This is a genomic window from Pseudomonas sp. E102, assembly GCF_052660185.1.
In genome coordinates, this window is the sequence record NZ_CP084025.1 from 2,113,979 (window position 1) to 2,137,415 (window position 23,437).

At 61.2% G+C, this 23,437-nt stretch carries 19 protein-coding genes and 1 pseudogene; 11 read left to right on the top strand and 9 right to left on the bottom strand.

Features of this window, described 5'->3' with window-relative positions; all coding sequences use genetic code 11:
• The first annotated feature begins 69 nt into the window (after positions 1-69).
• The 4 genes from DOCECA_RS09590 (at position 70) to DOCECA_RS09605 (ending at position 4,628) form a co-directional block, all read left to right on the top strand.
• A complete protein-coding gene (locus DOCECA_RS09590; RefSeq protein WP_445571861.1) occupies positions 70-2,055 on the top strand; it encodes a M10 family metallopeptidase C-terminal domain-containing protein in 1,986 nt (661 codons plus the stop codon).
• A gap of 165 nt (positions 2,056-2,220) precedes the next feature.
• Positions 2,221-2,589 carry a RidA family protein gene (locus tag DOCECA_RS09595; RefSeq protein WP_420764028.1) on the top strand — a complete coding sequence of 123 codons (369 nt, stop codon included), beginning with the start codon at positions 2,221-2,223 and terminating at the stop codon, positions 2,587-2,589.
• Positions 2,590-2,634: 45 nt separating this feature from the next.
• On the top strand, positions 2,635-3,513 hold the full coding sequence (locus DOCECA_RS09600) for a LysR substrate-binding domain-containing protein (RefSeq protein WP_434559287.1): 879 nt from the start codon (positions 2,635-2,637) through the stop codon (positions 3,511-3,513).
• Positions 3,514-3,701: 188 nt separating this feature from the next.
• Entirely contained in the window at positions 3,702-4,628 is a 927-nt protein-coding gene (locus DOCECA_RS09605; RefSeq protein WP_434611594.1) for an AEC family transporter, read from the top strand.
• 111 nt (positions 4,629-4,739) lie between these two features.
• On the opposite strand, the gene DOCECA_RS09610 is transcribed toward DOCECA_RS09605, so the two are convergent.
• The 3 genes from DOCECA_RS09610 to DOCECA_RS09620 all read right to left on the bottom strand — a co-directional run bounded on the left by DOCECA_RS09610 (position 4,740) and on the right by DOCECA_RS09620 (position 8,131).
• Positions 4,740-6,890, bottom strand: coding sequence for a TonB-dependent receptor (locus DOCECA_RS09610; protein ID WP_434647895.1), 2,151 nt, complete (start codon positions 6,888-6,890; stop codon positions 4,740-4,742).
• A 71-nt stretch (positions 6,891-6,961) separates the two neighbouring features.
• Entirely contained in the window at positions 6,962-7,351 is a 390-nt protein-coding gene (locus DOCECA_RS09615) for a DUF2946 family protein (protein ID WP_434606155.1), read from the bottom strand.
• A gap of 72 nt (positions 7,352-7,423) precedes the next feature.
• Entirely contained in the window at positions 7,424-8,131 is a 708-nt protein-coding gene (locus DOCECA_RS09620) for a TetR/AcrR family transcriptional regulator (RefSeq protein ID WP_445571862.1), read from the bottom strand.
• 135 nt (positions 8,132-8,266) lie between these two features.
• Here DOCECA_RS09620 and DOCECA_RS09625 point away from each other — a divergent pair, with 135 nt between their 5' ends.
• From DOCECA_RS09625 to DOCECA_RS09635, 3 genes are all read left to right on the top strand, one after another.
• Positions 8,267-9,148 (top strand): DMT family transporter, encoded by an 882-nt coding sequence (locus tag DOCECA_RS09625; protein WP_434647890.1) that lies wholly within the window; start codon positions 8,267-8,269, stop codon positions 9,146-9,148.
• A 161-nt stretch (positions 9,149-9,309) separates the two neighbouring features.
• The gene (locus DOCECA_RS09630; protein ID WP_434606148.1) at positions 9,310-10,632 is read left to right on the top strand and encodes an APC family permease; all 1,323 of its coding nucleotides are present in this window, start codon (positions 9,310-9,312) and stop codon (positions 10,630-10,632) included.
• Positions 10,633-10,762: 130 nt separating this feature from the next.
• The gene (locus DOCECA_RS09635) at positions 10,763-11,308 is read left to right on the top strand and encodes a cytochrome b (protein WP_420763639.1); all 546 of its coding nucleotides are present in this window, start codon (positions 10,763-10,765) and stop codon (positions 11,306-11,308) included.
• A 25-nt stretch (positions 11,309-11,333) separates the two neighbouring features.
• Here the strand turns inward: DOCECA_RS09635 and DOCECA_RS09640 are convergent, their stop codons facing one another.
• On the bottom strand, positions 11,334-12,227 hold the full coding sequence (locus DOCECA_RS09640) for a LysR family transcriptional regulator (RefSeq protein ID WP_445571863.1): 894 nt from the start codon (positions 12,225-12,227) through the stop codon (positions 11,334-11,336).
• Positions 12,228-12,321: 94 nt separating this feature from the next.
• Here DOCECA_RS09640 and DOCECA_RS09645 point away from each other — a divergent pair, with 94 nt between their 5' ends.
• On the top strand, positions 12,322-13,488 hold the full coding sequence (locus DOCECA_RS09645) for an MFS transporter (protein ID WP_434647884.1): 1,167 nt from the start codon (positions 12,322-12,324) through the stop codon (positions 13,486-13,488).
• A 52-nt stretch (positions 13,489-13,540) separates the two neighbouring features.
• Here the strand turns inward: DOCECA_RS09645 and glcF are convergent, their stop codons facing one another.
• Genes glcF through glcD form a run of 3 tightly spaced genes read right to left on the bottom strand, consistent with a single transcriptional unit; the run spans position 13,541 to position 17,325 of the window.
• Positions 13,541-14,758: a glycolate oxidase subunit GlcF gene (glcF, locus tag DOCECA_RS09650; protein WP_434647883.1), complete on the bottom strand. Its 1,218-nt coding sequence runs from the start codon at positions 14,756-14,758 to the stop codon at positions 13,541-13,543.
• Positions 14,759-14,761: 3 nt separating this feature from the next.
• Entirely contained in the window at positions 14,762-15,826 is a 1,065-nt protein-coding gene (glcE, locus tag DOCECA_RS09655) for a glycolate oxidase subunit GlcE (RefSeq protein ID WP_445571864.1), read from the bottom strand.
• Positions 15,826-17,325, bottom strand: a complete 1,500-nt coding sequence (gene glcD / locus DOCECA_RS09660) for a glycolate oxidase subunit GlcD (protein ID WP_434647880.1) — start codon at positions 17,323-17,325, stop codon at positions 15,826-15,828. The genes glcE and glcD overlap by 1 nt, the downstream gene beginning before the upstream one ends.
• A 232-nt stretch (positions 17,326-17,557) precedes the next feature.
• Between glcD and glcC the strand changes: the two genes are divergently transcribed.
• A complete protein-coding gene (gene glcC / locus DOCECA_RS09665; protein WP_434559267.1) occupies positions 17,558-18,325 on the top strand; it encodes a transcriptional regulator GlcC in 768 nt (255 codons plus the stop codon).
• A 57-nt stretch (positions 18,326-18,382) separates the two neighbouring features.
• On the opposite strand, the pseudogene DOCECA_RS09670 reads toward glcC, so the two are convergent.
• Positions 18,383-18,499: pseudogene (locus tag DOCECA_RS09670) on the bottom strand (ACT domain-containing protein); the annotation flags it as partial.
• Between the two features lie 66 nt (positions 18,500-18,565).
• Positions 18,566-19,462, bottom strand: a complete 897-nt coding sequence (locus DOCECA_RS09675) for an alpha/beta fold hydrolase (RefSeq protein ID WP_434606133.1) — start codon at positions 19,460-19,462, stop codon at positions 18,566-18,568.
• Between the two features lie 290 nt (positions 19,463-19,752).
• On the opposite strand from DOCECA_RS09675, the gene DOCECA_RS09680 reads away from it, so the two are divergent.
• Positions 19,753-21,930: a PQQ-dependent dehydrogenase, methanol/ethanol family gene (locus DOCECA_RS09680; RefSeq protein ID WP_445571865.1), complete on the top strand. Its 2,178-nt coding sequence runs from the start codon at positions 19,753-19,755 to the stop codon at positions 21,928-21,930.
• Between the two features lie 41 nt (positions 21,931-21,971).
• Complete coding sequence (gene aldA, locus DOCECA_RS09685) at positions 21,972-23,408, top strand: aldehyde dehydrogenase (protein WP_434606128.1); 1,437 nt, start codon at positions 21,972-21,974, stop codon at positions 23,406-23,408.
• Positions 23,409-23,437: the final 29 nt, after the last annotated feature.

The window sequence follows — 23,437 nt, forward strand, 5'->3', positions numbered from 1 at the left end:
TGAAAAGTGGCAACCTGACTGACCCATGTCTATAGTTTTTGGCGCCTAATAGCTACAGGAGACATGGACATGAGTCAGGACATTTCGCCCGCCGCTGCAGCGGCGCGGAACACAGGCATGGTTGCCACCACCTTATGGGGCTCGGACACTGTCGCAGGTATCACGGTCGATCCGGACGGTGCTATCTGGCTGGGCGCTTATAGTCGCCTGGGATTGGGAGGCGAAGAGGACTCGGGCTTCACCGGTAGCGTGGTCCGGTTCAATGCCGACGGTAGCCTGGACCGCAGCTTCAGTGGAGACGGTAAATCGCTTCTTCCTGTGTCGCTCGATATCGAGGACGGCGGTAATGCCGCGGTGCAGCCGGGAGGCGGTTACCTGGTGGCGCAGTACGTGCAAGTCGGCGACGCCTGGGTATCGGGGGTAAGTCGCACCTTGGCGGACGGCAGCCTGGATACGAGTTTCGGGAATGGCGGCACCGCGATCGTGCCTTTTTACTGGAATGACAATCTAGGCCAGCAAGCGTCGTTCTCCGTGCAACGCGACGGAAGCTTTTTCGCAAGCGCGGGGTATCCCTCCGGGGAGATCCATATCGCCCGCTTCGACGCGACGGGGGCCTTGATCCCGTCTTTCGCAGAGGCAGGGGTCTTGCACCTGCCAGCCTCCGTCGGCATTCACCCCGGCGGCACGATCGACGTTTCGCTGCAGGAAGACGGGAAAGTATTGGTCACAGGGCAAGATACCCTGACCCGCCTCAACCCGGACGGTACCCTGGATAGCGGCTTCGCGAACGGGGGCAGCCTGGCCCTGGATGTTCATGCGGACGCCCTCGTCATCCAGGACGACGGCAAAATCCTGTTGGCGGGCGCCTCGGGGGGCGTGGCGACCGTCACCCGACTCAACGCCGACGGCTCGCTCGACAGCAGCTTCGGTGACCAGGGTAAGGTGAGTTGGGGCTCGCAAAACGCTCCTTTTGCGATCGCCGACATGATTGTGCTGGCCAACGGCAAGGTATTGATTGGCGCAAGCCAAGGTACAAGCGCGGACGGCTACCTGGCCTCCCTGGTTCAGTTGAACCCCGACGGTAGCCTGGACCACAGCTTTGGCAATCCCGACGACGGCTATCACCACGTCGACGGTGGCCGCGATGATGATTTCTTGCCCGGTACCGCGTCATTCGACGATGCGATCTCTGGCGGGGCCGGTAACGATCTGCTCGATGGCCAGGAAGGTCGTGACCTGCTGACGGGCGGGGCCGGTGCCGATACGTTCCGTTACGAGTCAATCGCAGACAGTTACCGAACCGCAACCACCGCCCATAGCGACCGAATCACCGACTTCGACCCCAGCACCGATACCCTCGATCTCTCATCCCTGGGCTTCCTCGGGCTGGGCAATGGCTATGACGGAACGCTGGCGATACGCGTCAATGAAAGCGGGACGCGGACCTACCTCAAGAGTTTCGAGGCCAACGCGGATGGGGAACGCTTCGAAGTGGTCTTCGAGGGTAATCTGGGCCAAACGCTGGATGAAACCAACGTCCTGTTCCAGCAAGCCAGGTTGGTGGGCACCGAAGGGGACGATCGTTTACAAGGCAACGCCCGAGGCGAAATCATCGAAGGGCACGCGGGCGATGATCGCCTCTATGGAGCGTTAGGCAATGACGTATTGATTGGCGCAGAAGGCCGGGACCAATTGGTCGGTGGCGGCAACAACGACGTGTTCCGCTTCGACCTGCTGAGCGACAGCTACCGTACCGCCACCGAAAACCACACTGACCGCCTGATGGACTACACCACGGGTGAAGACACGATCGATGTGTCCGCCTTGGGCTTTACCCGACTCGGCAATGGGTACAACGGCACCTTGGATGTGGTTGTCAATGAAGCCAAGAACCTGACTTACTTGAAGAGCTACGAAGCCGACGCATCAGGGGCTCGATTCGAGTTGAGCCTGGTCGGGGATCACTCCGGTTACCGTGACTTGAACATCATCTTCGCCGAGCCCCCGCAAGAGGAGGTCTTTCAATTGATCGGAGTGGCTGACTCGCTGGCGTGAAAACGCAAACCTGGCTGTTCCGGGCCTAAGGCGTTGGCATGAAAGGCCCGCTTGGATGTCAATCCAGCTGCGCTGGGCATAACCTTGGCATTTGGTGGTGCCCAGCGTATGGTTCGGCTGGTTGACGGCCCGACCTTAATATTCCCAGTTCATGGATTAAAACCGATGGCAACGATTGAACGTTTTCAGAGCAACGCGCGGATGTCCGGTGTGGTTAGTCACGGCGATCTGCTTTACCTCTCCGGCCAGGTACCTACTGATCTACAGGCTGGCATCGAAGAGCAGACGCAGCAGGTGCTGGCCAAAATCGAAGCCTTGTTGGCATTGGCGGGCAGCGACAAGGGTCAGCTTTTGAGCGCACAGATCTGGCTTAAAGACATTGATCGTGATTTCGCGGCGATGAACTCAGTGTGGGATGCTTGGCTTCCAACCGACTGCGCTCCTGCACGGGCCACTGTTCAGGCAAATCTGGCGCGACCCGAGGTGCTGGTTGAGATCATGGTAATAGCAGCGAAACCTGCCCTTGATGCTTGATCCCTTTATGACAAGCTCGGCCATCAATCTGCAGGATTAATGGCTATGTCTCTACGCGCACTTCGAACACTGCTTGCCATTGCCCAATACGGTTCTTTTGTTAGGGCCGCGGACGCCGTGCATTTGACCCAGTCAGCGATCAGCCTTCACGTCCGGTCTTTGGAGGAAGATTTCAATACACTTCTGTTTGATCGCTCACGGCGGTTGCCGGTGCTGACGGATGCTGGGCATATTGCCGTTGAGCGCGCGCGAGAAATTCTGGCCTTATACGACGGCATCTCGTCCGAGATTGGAGGCGACACTGAGTTGCGCGGCAGGCTTAGAATCGGTGCCATTCATACAGCGCTGGCGAGCGTGTTGCCTCTCGCGCTGTCGGCATTGCGTGCCGAACATCCTCATCTGCGCATCACTGTTGCGTCGGGAATGTCCGCCGAATTGGCCACGCGCGTAGAGGCGGGCGAGCTTGACGTTGCGATCACCACCGAACCGGTAAAACCACATCCTTACGGCCTGGCAAGCACGGTACTTTACGAGGAAGGGTTCTGGATCATCGCGCCGGTATCACACGCGCATGAGGACTTGAAGCTTCTACTCAAAAGCCAGCCGTTCATTCGATTCGATCGTCGCGCCTGGGCAGGTCGAACCATTGAGCGAGAGCTTCGCGCTATGCGGCTGCGTGTGGAGACCAGCATGGAGCTGGATAGCCAGGATGCGATTATCAAGATGGTCTCAAGCGGGTTGGGCGTATCGATCGTTCCGCTCTCTAGGCATCAAGTCATAAGCCTGAAAACACTGGCCGTTCAACCGTTCGGCATCCCTCAAAAAACCAGGCGTGTGGTATTGCTGGAGCGCGAAGACCGTCCGCTTGCGCGACTGGCGGCAGCGCTGGCGAACGCGGTGAAAGCCCATGTCTTGCCCGATTAACCATGAGTAATACTTGTTGATCGCTGAAGTTTAAAACGTTTTTATTTTGGAGTTCGACCTCTTATCGTGGACCTCAGTCATTGAGTTCTTGGGGGCACCATGATCAGTAGACCTACCGTAGACATGCCGCTGATGAGCCGACGGATTGCGGAATGTGAAACGTTGGCACAGAAAATCAAGGCACGCGCATGACCCTCTCCCTGCTGACTGCCTTGTTGCCGATCGCGCTTTTGATCGTGCTGGGCGCGTGGCTCAAGCATCGTCAGTTTTTGGCGGATACGTTCTGGGCGCAGGCAGAGCGCTTGGCGTATTACGTGTTGTTGCCTTCTCTTTTCTTTCACGGACTGGCGACCGCCAACCTTGATGGCGTGCCGTTTCAAAGCATGGTTTCGGTGCTCGTATTCTCGACTGTTGTGGTATCGCTAATGTTGTTGAGCGCCAGATCGCTGATCACCACGGACGATGCTGCGTTCACTTCGGTTTTTCAGGGGGGGATACGTTTCAATAATTACGTGGGTGTGTCGGCAGCTGCGGGTTTGTTCGGTGTGCAGGGTATAGCCCTGGCCGCGGTAGCGAACGCGGCCATCGTGCCCAGTGTGAACATTTTGTGTGTATTGGTCTTCGCAAAGTACGGCTCAGGCGGCAGGATGCCATTGGGCAAAGTCCTCAAACAGTTGGCACTGAACCCGCTGATACTTGCGTGCTTCGCCGGCGGATTGATCCAATTCTCGGGCTGGGGATTACCTGTGGGCATTGAGCCGATGCTCAAAGCCTTGGGACAAATGTCACTACCGCTCGGATTGCTCTGCGTGGGTGCTGCGCTTGAGTTCGCAAGCATCAGGCAATGGTGGCGTCCGGTTGGTTATTCGTCGCTGACCAAGTTTTTAATCATGCCGCTGGTGACACTTTGGGCGTGCCACCTATTCGGGCTTGAAGGAAAGGCCGCGGTTGCAGCACTTCTATTCCAAGCACTGCCCACAGCCTCGTCCTCCTACATCATGGCAAGGCAGTTAGGAGGGGATGCCCCTCTTATGGCTGGGATCATCGCTTGCCAGACCATGCTGGCAGGACTGGCACTTCCAGCTGTAATCCTCGTGATGACCCAGTGGATTTGAGCGCGCGCTCAGCCATGCTACCAGGCTAGCCAACGCGGGACGGCCTGCGCTCCGACTCATAATCAGACACGTCAGGCCGTCAGACGACTTGTTGCAGTGCGTTCAGGCTTGTCAGTACTTCCACTGCATGGCGACTTCCAGACTGCGCGGTTCCCCCACGTAATATTGAGTGTTGCTCTGGTGGATGAAACGGGCATAGACCTCGTCGGTCAGGTTGCGCAGGCGCGCGCTGACTTGCAGGTGTTTGTCCAGGTCGTGGGTCATGGACAGGCCGTACAGGGTGTAGGAAGGCACCCACATCGTATTGGCGGTGTTGGCGTAAACCGACGACACGTAGCGCGCGTCGGCCCCGAGTTGCCAGCCAGGAGCCACGTCATAGGTCAGCCAGAGATTGGCGACCCGATCTGGAATGTTCACCGGATTATTGCCTTTGCGTGAGTGCACGACGCCTGCGATGGTTTCATTGAACTCGTCGTACTCGGCCCTGACCCAAGTGACGTTGCCGGCCGCCAACAGCTTGGGCGTGACCTTGAACGACGCTGCCAGCTCAATGCCGGTGGAGGTTTGCTGACCCGCTTGTTCGGTGGTGTTGGGCACCGTCGAGGAGGGGACGGAGATGTTCTTGCGCACGATGCGGTAGGCCGCGGCGGTGGCCGAGCCGCGACCGTCAAGAAAATCGAACTTGCTGCCCACCTCGACTTGGCGACCGGTGCTCAAGTCAAAATCGCCCACCTGGGCAATGGAGGCGCTGGTCAGCGTGCCTCCCGGCGGCTCGGCCGACGTACTGTATTGGGTATAAAGGCTGACATTGGACGTCAGGTCGTACACCAGGCCCACGCGACCCGTGACTGCATCCCAACGCTTGTCGAGCCTGGCCTGGGCCACATGATCGACGACCTCGAAGTCGATGTGGTCATAGCGCAGCGCGGTGATCAGCGCCAGTTGTTCGGTCAGGCGCGTACGGTTCTCGACGAAAGCCGAGGAGGTATCGGTCCAGCTGCTGCGACCTTTAGCGCGCGGTGCGTCCATCCCCGGAATGTCCAAAAACTGGCCCGGCTCAAAGCCATTTGGGTCGATGGTATCGAAGGCACCTTTGGACAGTGGGTAGTTGGTTTGCTGGTTGGTGTTGTAATCCATGCCCAGGGCCCAATCGCTGGCCAGGCCGAACAGCTGAGCCTGGTGAGTCAGCTCGATACGGTCACCGTTGACCTCCTGGTCGTGCCGCTGGCGGTAACCGCCGGAGCGGGCGATGGCGCTGTTGTCGCTGTTGTAGCGGTAGACCTCAAGGTTGCGGTAATCGCGCTGGCCGTCGTAGTGATAGAAGGTGTTGCGCAATTGGGTGTTGTCGTCCAGATGGTAGTCGGTGATTGAACGTATCCAGCGGGTGCGCTGCTCGTAACGACCGTCCTCGACGTTGTAGTTGTTGAAGCGGTTGTGCTTGTCGATGTGCAGCTTGCCGGTCAGCGGTTGCAATACCGGCGTGCCCCAGTAGGGACTGTCTTCCTTCTCCTCCAGGTATTCGATCGCCAGCGTATGGGAGAGTCGGTCGTTGATGTCGCTGAGCAGGGAGAAGGCCAGGTTGCCCGCACCATTCTCCTGGCGATCGATGTAGCCGTTGCTGCTGGTGCGGCTGTAGTCGAGCCGCGCATAGTGACGTGGACCGTCACCGCTGTTGAGCGCCTTATTGAAGCCGACTGCGGTTTCCCAAGTGTCGTAGCGACCGTAGCTCATCCGGCCCTCGAAGGTATCTTCCTCGCGGTTGGCGAGCTTGGTGATCACGTTCAGGCTGCCACCCACGGCACCGCTGCCGTTGAGGAACGAGGAGGGGCCGCCGAGCAATTCCACCCGGTCATAAATCCATGCGCCGACCGGACGCGCTGCGCCGCCGTATTGCAGGTTGATGCCGTTGAACAACTGGCTGATCTGGGCACCGTTGAAACCACGATACGACACATAGCCGCCCCAGCCGGGCGGTGCAGAAGCGTTTACGCCTGGCAGAGCGTTCGCCGCATCCTGAAAGTTGCGCGCGCCGATGCGTTCCATTGTCTTGCGATCGGCCACGCTCACAGAGGCCGGGTTTTCCCGGGCACTGAGGTTCAGACGCGAGCCGCTTTCGATGGGGGTGTCCAGGTCCAGGCTGGTCGCCGGTTTCGGCTGGTCGGCCGAGGCGTTGATATAGCTGGTGGGTAAATTCAGGGTTGTGTCTTGCGCCCACGCGCAGGTGCTGCCCGCGAGCAGCGCCAAAGTAGTCAAGCGAAACATGAATAGCTTCCTGGCTTAATTCGATGAGCACACACCGTCCGCGCGTCAGGCAGCGGCTAGTGGTGATGATGTCAAGGCGAGGGAAGCAGGGCGGGGGAGGCGCGAGGATTGATCAGGGGCCAGCGCTGCCTGGGTAAGCAACGGGTAGGTTGTGCGGGCAAGGGCCAGGCTGGTTCGCCGGCAAGCAAGGCGAGCAGCCCGAAGAACGCCGCGAGCAGGATCGCACCGAACAGGCTGGCAATGACGCAATCAGCCTCGACGGGCAGTGACGGGGCGGGCGCATCATGCAGGCTTTCGAAGACTGCACCGCCGCCTGTGGAGCAAAGCAGTCCGCCGTCCAAACCGCTCAATCGCAAGCCGGCCATTTGCCCGTGGCCCATCGCGCACAGCAACGATGCGAACAGGACGCTGAAATACAGCACCCAGGCAATCATCGATTTTTTGCGGCTGGCCAGCTTCATCAGCAAAGCTCGTTGAGAAGGAACGGTTTTTTGGCGAGCGGATTCTACATTTTTTATCCGTCAGTGGGCTTTTCAACAGTCCGACCTACAGGGACTGCCTTGCTCAACCTTCAGTCCGGGCAGGAGGGTGTCGCAGAAAAACGTCGCGATGGATTCCGGCGAGCGCGGGCCGCCGGGCTTGATCCACAAGTAGCTGTAATGGTGTATGCCAAGGATAGCCTTGACGGCCAACGCGTCAGCTGTACGGAAGGTCCCCTCGTTCACGCCGGCCTTGAGGATTTGCGACCAGAGCTTTTCATACTGCCGGTGCAGGTCGAGCAACTCGGTCTGGCGCTCGCCAATGACGGAATACACCTCCCGGAAACATACCGTCATTTCGGCCAGGTGAGTGACAATCGTGCGCATCACAATGGCCGAGAGCTGGCGAAATTTATCCTCCGCGGGCAGGTCACTCTCGCACAGAGGCGTGCCCTCAGCGATGAGCACCCGCAAGTACCGGCTGGTGATCTCGAACAGGAGCTCTTCCTTGCTGCCGATGTGGTAATACAGCGCGCCTCGAGCCAGGCCGGTGGCTTTTTCCAACTCAGCCATGCCGGTCGCGTGAAACCCGCGCGTCGAAAACAATTGCGCAGCGACTTTCAGTATCCGCTCCTTGGTGCTGGTTTCAGCAGGTTCGGCAGCGACGACGGCGTTCTTTTTTCCCATGGGCCAATTCCAACCGGTTGAGCGGCAATCATACCCATGCGTGCGCGTTGAAGGATACAAATGGGAGAAGCTCATCCGAGGGTCGTAGGAAGATAGTTGTATTGACCGATCGGTACAGAGACGACTATAAGCCCAGCGTAGTTGAACGTGTTTCAACGGGCGCGGTGGCGTCGAACGTTCTAAGAGCCTGCCTGGGCATTGGGATCGACCATGACAATAAGCAAACACCCCACATTGGCGTCCAACTCGTCAGCATCGGCCAGATTGGTAGCGATGACCTGTTTCGCCCTGTTCGCCTTCGCCGCTAACTCATTGCTGTGCCGCCTGGCGCTTAAGCACACTGATATCGATGCCGCGAGCTTCAGCGTTGTCCGGCTGGTCAGCGGGGCCTTGGTGTTAGGGCTGATGTGCCTCATGAGGCGGTCCTCAACCCTAACCAAAGGCAGTTGGAAGGGCGCCGCAGCCTTGTTCGTTTACGTCTTTGCTTTTTCCTTCGCGTACCGTCATTTGGAGACCGGGACGGGGGCGCTGTTGTTGTTTGGCGCGGTTCAACTGAGCATGGTTCTGTTCGGCTTGTTCAAAGGCGAACGGATGCATACGCGGGCAATCGTTGGGTTTTTGTTGGCGATGGCTGGCCTGGTCAGTCTGCTGCTGCCAGGCGCAGCCGCTCCCGACCCCGTTAGCGCGCTTACGATGCTGTTATCGGGGCTGGCATGGGGAATCTACTCGCTGCTTGGCAAAACTGTCGCCGATCCGCTGGCGACCACAACCGGCAATTTCCTGCGGTCGATTCCCCTGGTCCTGGTGGCAAGCTTGCCGTTTCTCTCAACGCTGCGTTGGGATGCGCTGGGTATGTTTTATGCGGTTCTTTCCGGCGCGCTGGCGTCAGGAGTCGGCTACGCGGTCTGGTATGTCGCGGTGCGTCATCTTGCGGCGTTTCAAGCCGCGACGGTGCAGTTGAGCGTGCCCATCCTGGCTTCGCTGGCGGGTATCGTATTTCTGGGTGAAAGCCTGAGCGTAAGGATGGTCTTGGCATCCGTCGCCGTGCTGGGGGGTGTTGCTTTGGTGCTGGGTAGCAAACGGCACGGCTAGTTGGCATTGGATGGATAACCGTTCGTTTGGCTATGGGCTAAGTTGGTCACGGGTGATTTAGTGAACTTTTACCCTACGAACCCATTCCACTGGTGCAGACGTTGTGCGCAGGCATGACGCTTGAATACCTTCGCGCATTCACATCTGTGACAGAGCCTTCAATGAAAGTAAACACGTCCCAATCCAAGACCTCTTTGCGTCGCGCTGTCACGGGGCCGATGCTGTTTCTGTTCATACTTGGCGATGTGCTGGGCGCTGGCGTTTATGCGCTGGCGGGTACCATCGCAGGGGAAGTCGGCGGCGCGATCTGGGTGCCGTTGTTGATCGCGTTATTGTTCGCAATGCTGACGGCGGGTTCGTATGCCGAACTGGTCTCGAAATACCCTCACGCGGGCGCAGCGTCGGTGTTTGCCGAAAAGGCTTTCAAATCACCGTTGATATCGTTCCTGGTCGGTTTTTGCATGCTCGCCGCGGCGGTGACAAGCGCTGCCGGTCTCTCGCTGGCTTTTGCGGGGGACTACCTTGCAGCGTTCATTGAAGTACCCGCCCACGTCGCTGCCCTGATTTTCTTGTTGGTCATCGCGCTGTTGAATGCCAGAGGGATCAAGGAATCCCTCGGGGCGAATATGGTGATGACCGTGATCGAGCTGTCGGGGCTGATCCTGGTCATCGTCGCGGCGGGGAGTTTCTTCAGTTCTGGCGAAGCGCAACTCGCAAGGTCGCTGGAATTCAAGCCTGGAGTCAGCCCGATGCTCGCCGTCCTGGGCGCTGCGTTGCTCGCGTTCTATTCGTTCGTGGGTTTTGAGACTTCCGCCAACCTCGCGGAAGAGATCAAGGACGTCCGCAAGGTATACCCCCGCGCCTTGTTTGCGGCGCTGATAACCGCGGGCGTCGTTTACATGGCCGTTGGGGTCGCAGCCTCGTCAGTACTGTCCACGGAGAAACTGCTCGCGACCTCGGCGCCGTTACTTGAGGTGGTCCGTGCGTCCGGGCTAGATATTCCGCCTCGCCTGTTCGCGTTCATCGCGCTCATCGCAGTGGCCAACGGGGCGCTGCTGACCATGATCATGGCCAGTCGTCTCACGTATGGGATGGCAAATCTAGGCCTCTTGCCAGACTTCCTGGAAAAGGTACTGCCCCACCGGCGCACGCCGTGGGCGGCCATTGTCGCAACGACCCTCGTAGCAATCGCACTGACGCTCACGGGGACCTTGGCTACCCTGGCGCAAACCGTGGTTCTGCTCTTACTGTTCGTTTTCCTCAGCACCAACATAGCGGTGCTGGTGTTACGCAAGGACAAGGTCGCACAAGAGCATTATCAGACGCCTACGTGGGTACCCGTGCTAGCCATCCTGTCTTGTCTCGTATTGCTGAGTCAGCAAGACATGGGCACTTGGCTGCGCGGCGGGGCACTCATCCTGGTGGGCATGCTGCTGTATGTCTTTGCTCGGATGACCGTGCCTACCGTTGCGAAGCCAAACTAGCCGGGGCAGTGCAGGCAGGAACGCGAGGCTACAGCCAAGCAGCTTGATTGCGGCAGGGTACGGCCGTAGAACGGCCCGTCACCCGACAGCATGATCTATCATTGGGCTGATCACTCACTGGGCTTGCACGATGACTTCATCAAACTGGCAACTACACGACAGCCATGTTCGCTACGGAACAGTCAGTCGTTTCCTGCACTGGTCAATGGCCGCCTTGCTTGCGTGGCAATTTGCTACGGCGTTTTCCCATCTTCTACTGGAGGACACGGCCGTCGAGAAATTTTTGTGGGGCACCCACAAGACACTCGGGTTCGTATTGATACTTCTGGTGATACTGCGGGCGTGCTGGTCCTTGCACAATCGCGGCCATAGGCCCGCGTCCCTGAGCATCGCAGCGACACTGGGACACCTGGCGATGTATGCCCTGGTCATCATCATTCCGCTGATCGCACTGGTCCGGCAATACGGCTCCGGGCGGGCTTTTTCGCCGTTGGGCATTCCGTTGATGCCGGGTTTCGATGAAAAAGTCGAATGGATGATGTTGCCCGCGAACCTCCTGCATAGCTGGTTGGGTTGGTTGCTGCTGCTACTGATCATCGGCCACGTCGCCATGGTGCTGATCCATCGGCGGCGTGGCGGGGAAGGCGACGTTCTGGTGCGAATGTTCGGACGCTAGGCCGCCTGGTCCCCCCGGGCTACGCTCACAGTCGATGATGCTCCAGCAGAAAATCGACGAATACCCGCACCCGCGCTGGCATTGCCGTCCCGCCAACAAAAACTGCGTGGATCGGTTCCCGGTCCCCGGGGTTCCAGGCACCTAGTAGCGGTACCAGATCGCCGCGTCGCAAATCCTCGGCCACGGTGAACTCGCCGATACGGGCGATGCCGGCGCCCACACGCGCGAGTTGTGCCAGCGCCTCGCCGCTGCTGCATTCGATGTTGCCGGTGATTTTCAGGGAAAATTCTTCGCCGTCGCGGATGAACGGCCAGTTGGGTTCGGCGCGACGGAAATTGAAGCGCAGGCAGTTGTGTTGCAGCAGGTCTTCCGGTTCCTGGGGTGTGCCATGGCGCTCTAGATAGGCGGGCGAAGCCACCACCACCTGGCCGGTGTCGCCGATCCGGCGCGCGGTCAGTGGGCTGTCGGGCAAGTGGCCAAACCGCACCGCGACGTCTGCCTGGCCGCCGAGGATGTCGACCACTTCGTCGCCGAGGGTGAGGTCGACGACGATGTTCGGGTAGCGGGCGCTGAAGGCCGCCACCAAGGGAACGATGGCTTGCCGCCCATGGCCGAGGGCGGCACTGACGCGCAAGCGGCCCCGGGGCACGCCCTGGTCGGCGACGGCTTCTTCGACCTCGGCCATGTCGGCCAGGATCCGCCGAGCGCCGCGCAGGTAAGCCTCGCCTTCGGCCGTGAAGGTGATCGCCCGCGTGGTGCGCAACAGCAGGCGGGTACCCAGACGCTGTTCGGTCCGCGCGATGGTCCGGCTGACCGCCGAGGGCGTCAGCCCCAATACGCGCGCGGCGGCCGACAGGCTGCCTTCCTGCGCCACCGTGGCGAACACAGCCATTTCCCCTGATCTGCCGTTGAAGTCCATTTGTGCTCCGCACGCAAAGGTGTATGCCAGAAAGGCTATCTACCGCCTTGAAAGTCCGCATCGTAGCATTTGCGACATAGATGAGGAGACTTCCATGCGTATCAATCCACCGCTTGTTGCACTCGCCATTGGTGCCTTTGGCATCGGCGTTACCGAGTTCGCGCCGATGGGCATGTTGCCGGGCATCGCTGCGGATCTTGGCGTTTCCATTCCCTCCGCCGGCCTGCTGGTCAGTGCTTACGCCCTCGGCGTACTGCTCGGCGCGCCGTTGATGACCCTGACCACCGGCAGGATTCCCCGACGTTATCTGCTGATCGGGCTCATGGCGATTTTCACCCTCGGAAACCTGATGTCAGCGCTGGCGACCGACTACTACAGCCTCATGATCGCCCGGGTGGTGACCTCACTGAATCACGGAGCGTTCTTTGGCGTTGGCTCTATTGTCGCTGCCAGCGTGGTCGCGCCGCAGAAACGTGCCGGAGCGGTCGCGGCCATGTTCATGGGCCTGACCCTGGCGACCATCGGCGGTGTGCCGCTGGCCGCCTGGTTTGGCGAACTGTTCGGCTGGCGCACGGCATTCTGGGGCATTACTGGCCTGGGCGTGGCGGCGATGGCCGCGCTGTGGTTCGCCCTGCCCAACGTGCCGACGCCGCAAAGCATCGGTGTGTTGGCGGAAATCCGGGTGCTGGGCCGTGGCCCGGTGTTGGGGGCATTGGCCCTGACCGTTGTCGGTTCAGGTGCGATGTTCACCGTCTTCACCTATATCGCCCCGATCCTGAGCAGCGAGACCCATGCTCGCACCTCTTTCATCACCGCGATGTTGGTGTTGTTCGGTGTCGGGCTGACGTTGGGCAATATGTGGGGCGGCAAGGCCGCCGATCGCTCGATAGACCGCACGCTGATCGTATCGCTGAGCATACTGATTGTTGTCCTGCTGGCGTTTACCGTGCTGATGCGCTGGCCGCTGCCGGCCGCGGTAGCCATCCTGATCTGGGGCATCGCCAGCTTTGCCTTGGTGCCGCCTTTGCAGATGCGCGTGATGGAAGCCGCCAAGGACGCGCCTAACCTGGCGTCTGCGGTAAACATCGGTGCCTTCAACCTAGGCAACGCGATTGGCGCGGCGCTGGGAGGCGCGGTGATCAATGCGGGGTTGGGTTATCCGGCGATCTCCCTGGCCGGAGCAGCGATGGCGGCCCTGGGGTTGCTGATGGTGCTGGCTTTTGCCTGGCGTTCCAGGGTGGTTGCGGCTGCTGCAGTGTGACCGGGGGTTGAATACAAGCGGGCCGCGACGCCTGTTGAATCCCAGTGCTCGGTCAAGGCATCGCGGCTTCGACCAATTCTATCCAGTGCCGGACCGAGGTTCGGCCAGCACCGTCGAGGTGGGACTGGCAGCCGATATTGGCGGTGGCGATGATCTCGGGGTGTCCGCTTTCCAGCGCATTGAGCTTGTTGTCCCGCAGTTGCCGGGACAGTGCAGGTTGGGTCAGCGAATAGGTGCCCGCCGAGCCGCAGCACAAGTGACTGTCGGGCACCGGCGTGAGGTTGAATCCGAGCTTCTCAAGGATGGCTTCAACCGCTCCCCCAAGCTTTTGCGCGTGCTGCAAGGTGCAGGGGCAGTGGAAGGCCAGGCGCTGATCGCTGTGCACGCCGAGCTTGTCCAGTGGCTCGTCACGCAGTACTTCGACCAGGTCCTTGGACAACGCACTGACCCTTGCGGCCTTGTCGGCATACGCTGGGTCGGTGCTGAGCAGATGCCCGTAATCCTTGACGAAGGCGCCGCAGCCGCTGGCGGTTTGCACAATGGCCTCGGCACCGCTTTCGACGGCCGGCCACCACGCGTCGATGTTACGTCGGGCTCGATCGAGGCCGGCGGCCTGGGCATCCAGGTGGTAATCCAGCGCACCGCAGCAGCCGGCCTCGCGAATCGGGGTGACACTGATTCCCAGCCGGTCCAGTACCCGGGCGGCGGCGGCATTGGTATTGGGCGACAGGCTCGGTTGCACGCAGCCTTCGAGCATGAGCACTTGCCGATCATGGCGCAGGGTCGGTCGTGGCTTTGCCCGATGAGTGTTGCGAGGCAGTTTGGCTTGCAGCGCATTGGGCAGCACGGCACGGAAAACCTGGCCACTGCTCACCAGCCCTTTGAACAATCCTGGATTGGGCAGCACGCCGCGCAATCCCTCGCGCAACAGCCGTTGGCCGGGTGAGCGTGGGACTGCCGCATCCACCACCGCCCGACCGATGTCCAGCAAATTGTGATAGTCGACGCCAGAGGGGCAGGTGGTTTCGCAGTTGCGGCATGACAGGCAACGGTCAAGGTGTTCCTGGGTCTTGCGGGTCACTTCGTTGCCTTCGAGCACCTGCTTGATCAGGTAGATGCGCCCCCTCGGGCCGTCCAGTTCATCGCCCAGCAATTGGTAGGTCGGGCAGGTGGCATTGCAAAAGCCGCAGTGCACGCAACTTCGCAGAATCCGTTCGGCTTCTTCGGCGCGAGGCAGTTGGCGGGCGTTGTCGCTCAAGTTGGTCTGCATGGTTCAGAGCTCCGCGTACAGGCGACCGGGGTTGAAGATGCCACGCGGGTCGAGTTGTTGCTTCAAGTTCCGGTGGTAGCGCATCAGCGCGTCGGGCAGCGGCTGGAAGGGGGTGTCGGTCACGCCAGGGGTGTAGCAGGTGGCATGCCCTCCGGCTTGTTCGACGAGCGAGCGGATAAAGGGCGCTTCGGCAGCGGATTTGAGCCAGCGCTGGGCGCCGCCCCAATCGATCAACTGAACGCCCGGCAAGGGCAGTCGAGGCGTGCCATTGGGCACGGCGAGGCGCCAAAGGGGGCGGTCCTCATCGAAGAAGCTCAACCGGTGTTCATTCAGATCCTGCCAGTACGAAGAGTCCAACCACTCGCCGCCCAGACGGTCGCGGGCCGCGGCGACCGAGCCTTCGCCACCTTCGAGCCGCAGGTGCAGGCGCTCGCCATCGTGGCACGCCGCGCTGATGGGCAGCGGTTGCTGGCCCCATTCCGCGAGGCGCAACAAAGCCCGGGCGGCGTCCATTTCCAGGCTGATGCTCAACGTTTGCCGCGGTTTTGGCAGGACCTTGAGGGACACTTCGGTCACCACGCCCAGCGCGCCGTAGCTGCCGGCCATCAAGCGCGACAGATCGTAGCCGGCGACGTTTTTCATGACTTCTCCACCGAAACGCAGGTGTTTACCGCGACCGGTGATGACCCGTGTGCCGAGAATGAAATCGCGCACCGACCCAGACCAGGGGCGCCGGGGCCCTGAGAGCCCGCAGGCAATCATGCCGCCCACGGTGGCGTTCTCGCCGAAGGAGGGCGGTTCGCAAGGCAGCATTTGCTGCGCCGCGTCCAGCACCTCGCAAAGATGAGCCAGCGGCGTACCGCAGCGAACGGTGATCACCAGTTCCGTCGGATCGTAGCTGACGATGCCTCGGTGCGAGCGCGTGTCGAGGACCTCACCGGCGACGCAGCGTCCAAGTGACGCTTTGCTGTTGGAGCCTTGGATGCGCAGCGCGGTGGCGCTTTCCAGCGCCTGGTTGACCTGCTGCAGCAGCGCTGCGCTGTCGTCGAAATCATGTTCGCTGCCCATCAGAAACGCTCCAGTTCAGGGAAGGGCACCTGACCCATGTGGACGTGCATGGCGCCAAACTCGGCGCAGCGATGCAGCGTTGGAATGTTCTTGCCAGGGTTGAGCAGGCCGCTCGGATCGAATGCGGCTTTGACGGCGTGGAACACGGTCAATTCGTCGCTGTTGAACTGCGCGCACATCTGGTTGATCTTTTCCCGGCCCACGCCGTGTTCCCCGGTGATGCTGCCACCGACTTTTACGCACAGTTCGAGGATCTTGCCGCCCAGGGCTTCGGCGCGATCGAGCTCACCCGGTTGATTGGCATCGAAGAGGATCAGCGGATGCATGTTGCCGTCGCCCGCGTGAAAAACGTTGGCCACCCGCAGGCCATGTTCGGCCGATAACGCCGCGATGGCGCGAAGCACTCCGGGCAGTTCCCGGCGCGGTATGGTCCCGTCCATGCAGTAGTAATCCGGCGAGAGGCGTCCCACCGCAGGAAACGCATTCTTGCGTCCAGCCCAGAAACGCACGCGCTCGGCCTCGTCGCGAGCCTGGCGCACTTCGGTGGCGCCGGCCTGCTGCAATACCTGGCGCACGCGATCGCAGTCGTCGTGGACGTCGGCCTCCACGCCGTCGAGCTCACACAACAGGATGGCTTGGGCGTCTACCGGATAGCCGGCGTGAATGAAGTCCTCGGCGGCGCGGATGGCCAGGTTGTCCATCATTTCCAGGCCGCCCGGGATGATGCCGGCGGCAATGATGTCACCCACGGCGCGGCCGGCCTTTTCAACCGAGTCGAAGGCCGCCAGCAGGACTTTGGCCGTTTGCGGTTTGGGCAGCAGTTTGACTGTAACCTCGGTGATCACCCCGAGCATGCCTTCGGAACCGGTGAACAACGCCAGCAGATCGAACCCGGGTGAGTCGAGGGTCTGCGACCCCAACGTCAGGTGTTCGCCGTCGACGGTGAGAATGTCCACCTTCAACAGGTTGTGGACGGTCAGCCCGTACTTGAGGCAATGCACGCCACCGGCGTTCTCCGCGACATTGCCACCGATCGAGCAGGCGATCTGGGAGGAGGGGTCCGGCGCGTAGTACAAGCCGAACGGCGCGGCCGCCTGGGAAATCGCCAGATTACGCACCCCCGGCTGGACCCGTGCGGTGCGGGCGGCAGGGTCGATGTGCAGGATGTTGTTGAAGCGCGCCATCACCAGCAACACGCCTTTTTCCAGCGGCAGCGCACCGCCGGACAAACCAGTGCCGGCGCCACGGGCAACGACGGGGACCTTGCGCTCATGACAGAGCCGCAGCACGCCCTGGACCTCTTCGATGTGGCGCGGCAGCACCACCAGCATGGGCGTGGTGCGGTAAGCGGAGAGCCCGTCGCATTCGTACGGCTTGAGCTCCTCGCGCTGATGCAGGATTTCCAGGTCGGGCAACTGGGTTTGCAAGGCCTGCAGCAGCGCGTTTTTGTCGACGTCAGGCAGGGCGCCGTCGACGCGTTCGTCGTAGAGAATATTCATCGTTCGTAGGCGACACTCGGTTGTTTTTATTAGAGGTCTGTTCCGATACGGCTGACTTGCATCATTAGGCCGACGCGTTCTACTGTCTATGGGGTGTTCAGCTGGTCGAACCAGTTCTTTGGGCGGGTTCTCATGGGCTATAGGGTAAAAGCTTTATAGGGCAATGGCTTATCAGCATGTCCGAACGGACGATTACATTGGTCTGAATCTGGTCATACCAGTGGGAGATTCGATGGAAAGCGTGGAAACGAGCCGCAACCCGCAGGTCGCCGACGTCGTCTGTGAGCGCATCGAACGCCTGATTGTCGATGGCGTACTCAAGACCGGGCAATTGTTGCCTTCGGAGCGCCGGTTGACAGAAAAACTCGGCGTCTCCCGGACTGCGCTTCGCGAGGGCCTGAAGCTGTTGCGCGCCCGCGGAATCATCAAGACCGAGCAGGGCAAGGGGTCCTTCGTGGCCGACCTGGCTGGGCATGGCTTGGCGTCGCCGCTGATGCACCTGTTCAGCTCGCAGCCACGCACACTCTACGACTTGTTTGAAGTGCGCAGCCTGCTTGAGGGCGAATCGGCGCGCTTGGCGGCCCTGCGCGGGACCGAGGCTGACTTCGTACTGATTACCCGCAGCTACGAGGCCATGCTCGACGCCCATAGCCATCCCCTGGAGGCCAGCGTCCACGCCCGGCTCGACCATGCGTTTCACCTGGCGATCTGCGAGGCCTCACATAACCCGGTGCTGGTGCAGACCTTGCGTTCGCTGACGGACTTGCTGCTCAGTTCAGTGTTTGCCTCGGTCAACAACCTCTACCACCGTGAACCACAGAAGCGCCAGATCGACCGGCAACACGCCCGGCTCTACAACGCCGTGACCGGACGCCTGCCGGAGCAGGCACGCAAGGCGGCCATCGCCCACATCCAGAGCATTTGCGAAAACCTCAAGGAAATCGAAAACGAAGAACAACGCCTGGTGCGCGCCACGTTGCGGCTTGAGGGGTGGGTGTAGAGGCAGTGGCTGGCGGGAGCGCTAATGGATGGCTTTTCATCTTCCCGCCCCACGAAAGTGGTCGTGGTAGTAAGCCGCGATGACGTTGCAACTGATGCCCGCATTTCCCAACGCCGTTGCGAAGGCTGCGGTCAAGCCGACGGCGTCCAGGCCGGAATGCACGGCCAAGGTGATGATGGATTGGGGCCCAGTGTCCAGGAATTTGCCGCAGGTGTCGTAGGAACGGTTGCCGCCTGTAAATTACCGGCCCCGGGGGATCGAAGGGAGCAAAAATCCAAGCACCTCGTCCAGCAAAAGCTTCGGCGCTTCTTCCGCTATGTAATGCCCCGACGGTAGCGCTTTCCCTCGCACATCGGTCGCGACTTTTTGCCATTCCCCCAGCGGATCGAAGCAACGGCCCACGACGCCGTCCGCTCCCCACAAGGCCAACAATGGCACTGAGAGTTTTCGGCCGGCTTGTCGGTCGCTCTTGTCGTGCTCCAGATCGATGCTGGCGCTTGCCCGGTAGTCTTCACAAACACCATGAGCTGCGCCGGGGAGTGACAGGCAGCGCAGGTATTCGGCCAATGCTGAATCAGTGAAAGGCGCCATGCCAGCGCTGCGAGTGCCCATGACGCTGCGCAGATAGAGCTCCGGATCGGCCTCGATGAGCGTTTCGGGAAACGGAGCCGGGCGAATCAGGAAAAACCAGTGCCAATAGGCGCGGGCAAACGCTTCGTTGGTTTGCTCGTACATCGCCAGTGTCGGAGCGATGTCCAGCGTGATCAAGCGCTTCACTGCATCCGGGTGATCCATCGCCATGCGATGGGCCACGCGTGCGCCTCGGTCATGCGCCAATACGTCAAACTTCACGAACCCCAGCGCGCGCATGAGCTCGAGCCCGTCCAGGGCCATTTGCCGCTTGGAGTAGGCGACGTGTTCTGCGTCGCCTGCCGGTTTGTCGCTGTCACCGTAGCCGCGAAGATCCGCCGCGATCACGGTGAAATGCTCCGCCAGGGGTTCGGCGACTTTGTGCCACATGACGTGGGTCTGGGGATGCCCGTGGAGCAAGAGCAGACCTTGGCCGCTCCCACCTTTGCGGTAGTTGACGGTAATGCCGTTGACTTGGCATCGGCCCGATTCAAATGAGGCGAACATCGCTTGGCTCTCCTGCTGATGGTGGCTTTTATTCTAGGCCCCTCGCGCCAAGGTGCTAAGGCACAGCGTGTGACCGCTTTCTTCACGAATCGTGTGCAACCTGGCGCACGTCTGGCACAGCTGTCACGGTGAATGCGACAACTGTCGCACGTCTTCGCAACCCGCCACACCAAGCGCAGCCCCCGTAGAACGGGGCTTGCAGAGCATTTCCCGACGGTGGCATGGGGGTTGCTCCTGCCTGAGTGCGCAGCGCAATGGCTTCGCTACTAATAAGAATCAGGAGTCCTCCCATGACACAGATTGGCCTCGCCGTGCCTACTGCTTCTCGGAACGCGCCCCTTCGCGCTCCCCTCAAGGCGCTATATGTCGTGCTGGCGCTTACCCTCAATACTGCTCCGAGCTGGGCCCAGGATATGCCGGCGAATGTCGACGGCAAGCGCATCATCGCCGCCGACCAGGAGCCCGGTAACTGGATGAGCACCGGTCGCACCTACGACGAACAACGCTACAGCCCGTTGAAGAAGATCAGCGACCAGAACGTCGACCAGTTGGGGCTCGCCTGGAGCTACAAGCTGGACCTGGATCGCGGTGTCGAGGCCACGCCTATCGTGGTCGACGGCGTGATGTACACCACCGGCCCGTTCTCGGTGGTCTATGCCCTGGACGCCCGCGACGGCAGGTTGATCTGGAAGTACGACCCCAAGTCCGACCGCAACCGCGCCGGCGAGGCCTGTTGCGATGCGGTCAACCGGGGCGTCGCGGTGTGGAAGGGCAAGGTTTACGTGGGCGTGCTCGATGGTCGCCTGGAGGCCATCGACGCCAAGACCGGCCAGCGGGCGTGGTCGGTGGACACCCGTGCCGATCACTCGCGCAGCTACACCATCACCGGTGCGCCGCGCGTGGTCAACGGCAAAGTGGTGATCGGCAATGGCGGCGCCGAGTTCGGCGTACGCGGTTATGTCACCGCCTATGACGCCGAGACCGGCAAGCAGGCCTGGCGCTTCTTCACGGTGCCGGGTGACCCCAAGCTGCCGCCCGAAGACAAGGCCATGGAAATCGCCGCCAAGACCTGGCACGGCGACGCCTATGTGGCCCAAGGCGGTGGCGGCACGGCCTGGGACTCGTTTGCGTTCGACCCGGATCTGAACCTGCTGTACATCGGCGTGGGCAATGGTTCGTTGTGGGACCCGAAATGGCGGAGCCAGGCCAAGGGCGACAATCTGTTCCTGTCGTCCATCGTCGCGGTCAATGCCGATACGGGGGAATACGCCTGGCACTACCAGACCACGCCGGGTGACGCCTGGGACTACACCGCTACCCAGCACATGATCCTTGCGGAGCTGCCGATCGACGGAAAGCCGCGCAAGGTGCTGATGCAAGCGCCGAAGAACGGTTTTTTCTACGTGATCGACCGCGCCACGGGTGAGCTGCTGTCCGCCAAGGGCATCGTGCCCCAGAGCTGGACCAAGGGCATGGACATGAAGACGGGCCGGCCCATCGTCGATGACGAGAATGCCGCGTACTGGAAGGACGGCAAACGTAAACTGGTCACGCCGGCGTTCTGGGGCGCCCATGACTGGCAGCCGATGTCCTACAACCCGAACACCGGGCTTGTGTATATCCCCGCGCACATCATGTCCGCCTATTACGAGCACATCCCCGAGGCGCCGAAGCGCAACCCGTTCAAGAGTATGTACCAACTGGGCCTGCGCACCGGGATGATGCCGGAGGACGCCGATGGGCTGTTGGAAATGGCCAAGGGCTGGTCAGGCAAACTGATTGCCTGGGACCCGGTCAAGCAGCAACCGGCCTGGGAAGTGCCCTATGTGACGATCTTCAACGGCGGCACTTTGAGTACCGCCGGCAACCTGGTGTTCGAGGGCAGCGCCGACGGCCGTATGATCGCCTACGCTGCCGACAGCGGCAAGAAACTCTGGGAGCAGCCGGCGGCCAGCGGTGTGATGGCGGCGCCGATTACCTACAGCGTGGACGGTGAACAGTACGTGACGTTCATGGCCGGTTGGGGCGGTGCCTTCTCGACATTCGCCGGAGCCTTGTCCCTACGCGCCGGGGTTCGGCCGTTCTCCCAGGTGTTGACCTATAAATTGGGCGGCACCGCGAAACTCAACGAGCCGGCGCCGCTCGCCGACGCCCCGAAACCGCCACCCCTGACCGGCGACCTGGCGGCAGTGGAGGCCGGCGGCAAGCTGTACGACGGCTACTGTTCTCAGTGCCACGGCATCCACGCGGTCAGCGGCGGTGTGCTGCCGGACCTGCGCAAGCTGACGGCGGAAAAGCACCAGATGTTCCTCGGCATTCTCTACGGCGGCCGAGTGCCGGACGGCATGCCGTCCTTTGCCGACGCCTTCACGCCGGAACAGGTGGAGCAGATCCACCAATACCTGATCAAGCGCGCCCACGACCTGCAGCAAGAAGGCGGGGTCTGGAAGACCTTCACCGCCAAATGAGCGCCCCCGCATTATTTCGACCCTGACGCGAGAGCAAGCACATGACCGAGATCACCGATTACCAGAACTTCATCGCCAACGCTTTTGTTCCCAGCGACCCAAGCATCGAAGTGCGCAACCCGGCCAACGGCCGTTTGCTCGCACGGGTCCCCGAAGCCAGTGGCGAGCAAGTCGAAGCGGCCATTGCCGCAGCGCGCAAGGCGCAAAAAAGCTGGGCAGCCCGTCCGGCCATCGAGCGCGCCGGTTACTTGCGAAAAATCGCCACGAAAGTGCGCGACAACGCCGAACGCCTCGCCCATATCATCACCGCCGAGCAGGGCAAAGTGCTGGGATTGGCGCGGGTGGAAGTCAACTTCACCGCCGATTACCTGGACTACATGGCCGAGTGGGCGCGGCGCCTTGAGGGAGAGGTGCTGACCAGCGACCGTGCCGGCGAAAGCATCTTCCTGCTGCGCAAGCCCCTGGGCGTAGTGGCCGGGATTCTGCCGTGGAATTTCCCGTTCTTCCTGATTGCTCGCAAAATGGCGCCGGCGCTGGTGACCGGCAATACCATCGTGATCAAGCCCAGCGAAGAAACCCCTATCAATTGCTTCGAGTTTGCTCGCCTGGTGGCTGAGACCGACCTGCCGGCCGGTGTGTTCAACGTTGTCAGCGGCACGGGGGCGACCGTGGGGCATGACCTGACCCGTCATGCCGGCATCGACTTGATCAGCTTCACCGGCAGCGTCGGCACCGGCTCGCGAATCATGGCGGCGGCAGCGCCAAACATCACCAAACTCAACCTGGAGCTCGGTGGCAAGGCGCCGGCTATCGTGCTGGCGGACGCCGACCTGGACCTCGCGGTCAAGGCCATCACGGCTTCGCGGGTGATCAACACAGGGCAAGTCTGCAATTGCGCCGAACGGGTGTACGTCGAGCGCAAGGTCGCCGATCGGTTCATCGAGCAGATTGCCGCCTCGATGGCCGCGACCCGCTACGGCGACCCGCTGGTCGAGGACAATCTGGACATGGGGCCGCTGATCAACCAGGCGGCCCTGGACAAGGTTGCGCGAATGGTCACGGTCGCGAAGGGAGAGGGGGCCGAAGTGGTCACGGGCGGCGCGGTGGCCGACAAGGGCCAGGGTTTTCACTATCAGCCGACGGTGCTGGCCGGGTGCGGCGGCGAGATGGCGATCATGCGCCAGGAGATCTTCGGCCCGGTACTGCCGATCCAGATTGTCGACGACCTGGACGAAGCCATTGCCCTGGCCAATGACAGCGAATACGGCCTGACTTCATCGATCTACACCCGCAGCCTGAGCGCGGCCATGCGCGCCAGCAATGAGCTCGATTTCGGTGAGACCTACATCAATCGAGAAAACTTCGAAGCGATGCAGGGCTTCCATGCGGGGGCGCGCAAGTCTGGTATTGGCGGCGCGGACGGCAAGCACGGCTTGTATGAATACACCCATACCCATGTGGTTTACATCCAGGTCTGATCGGACGACAAAAAATGCCGGCACCCGCA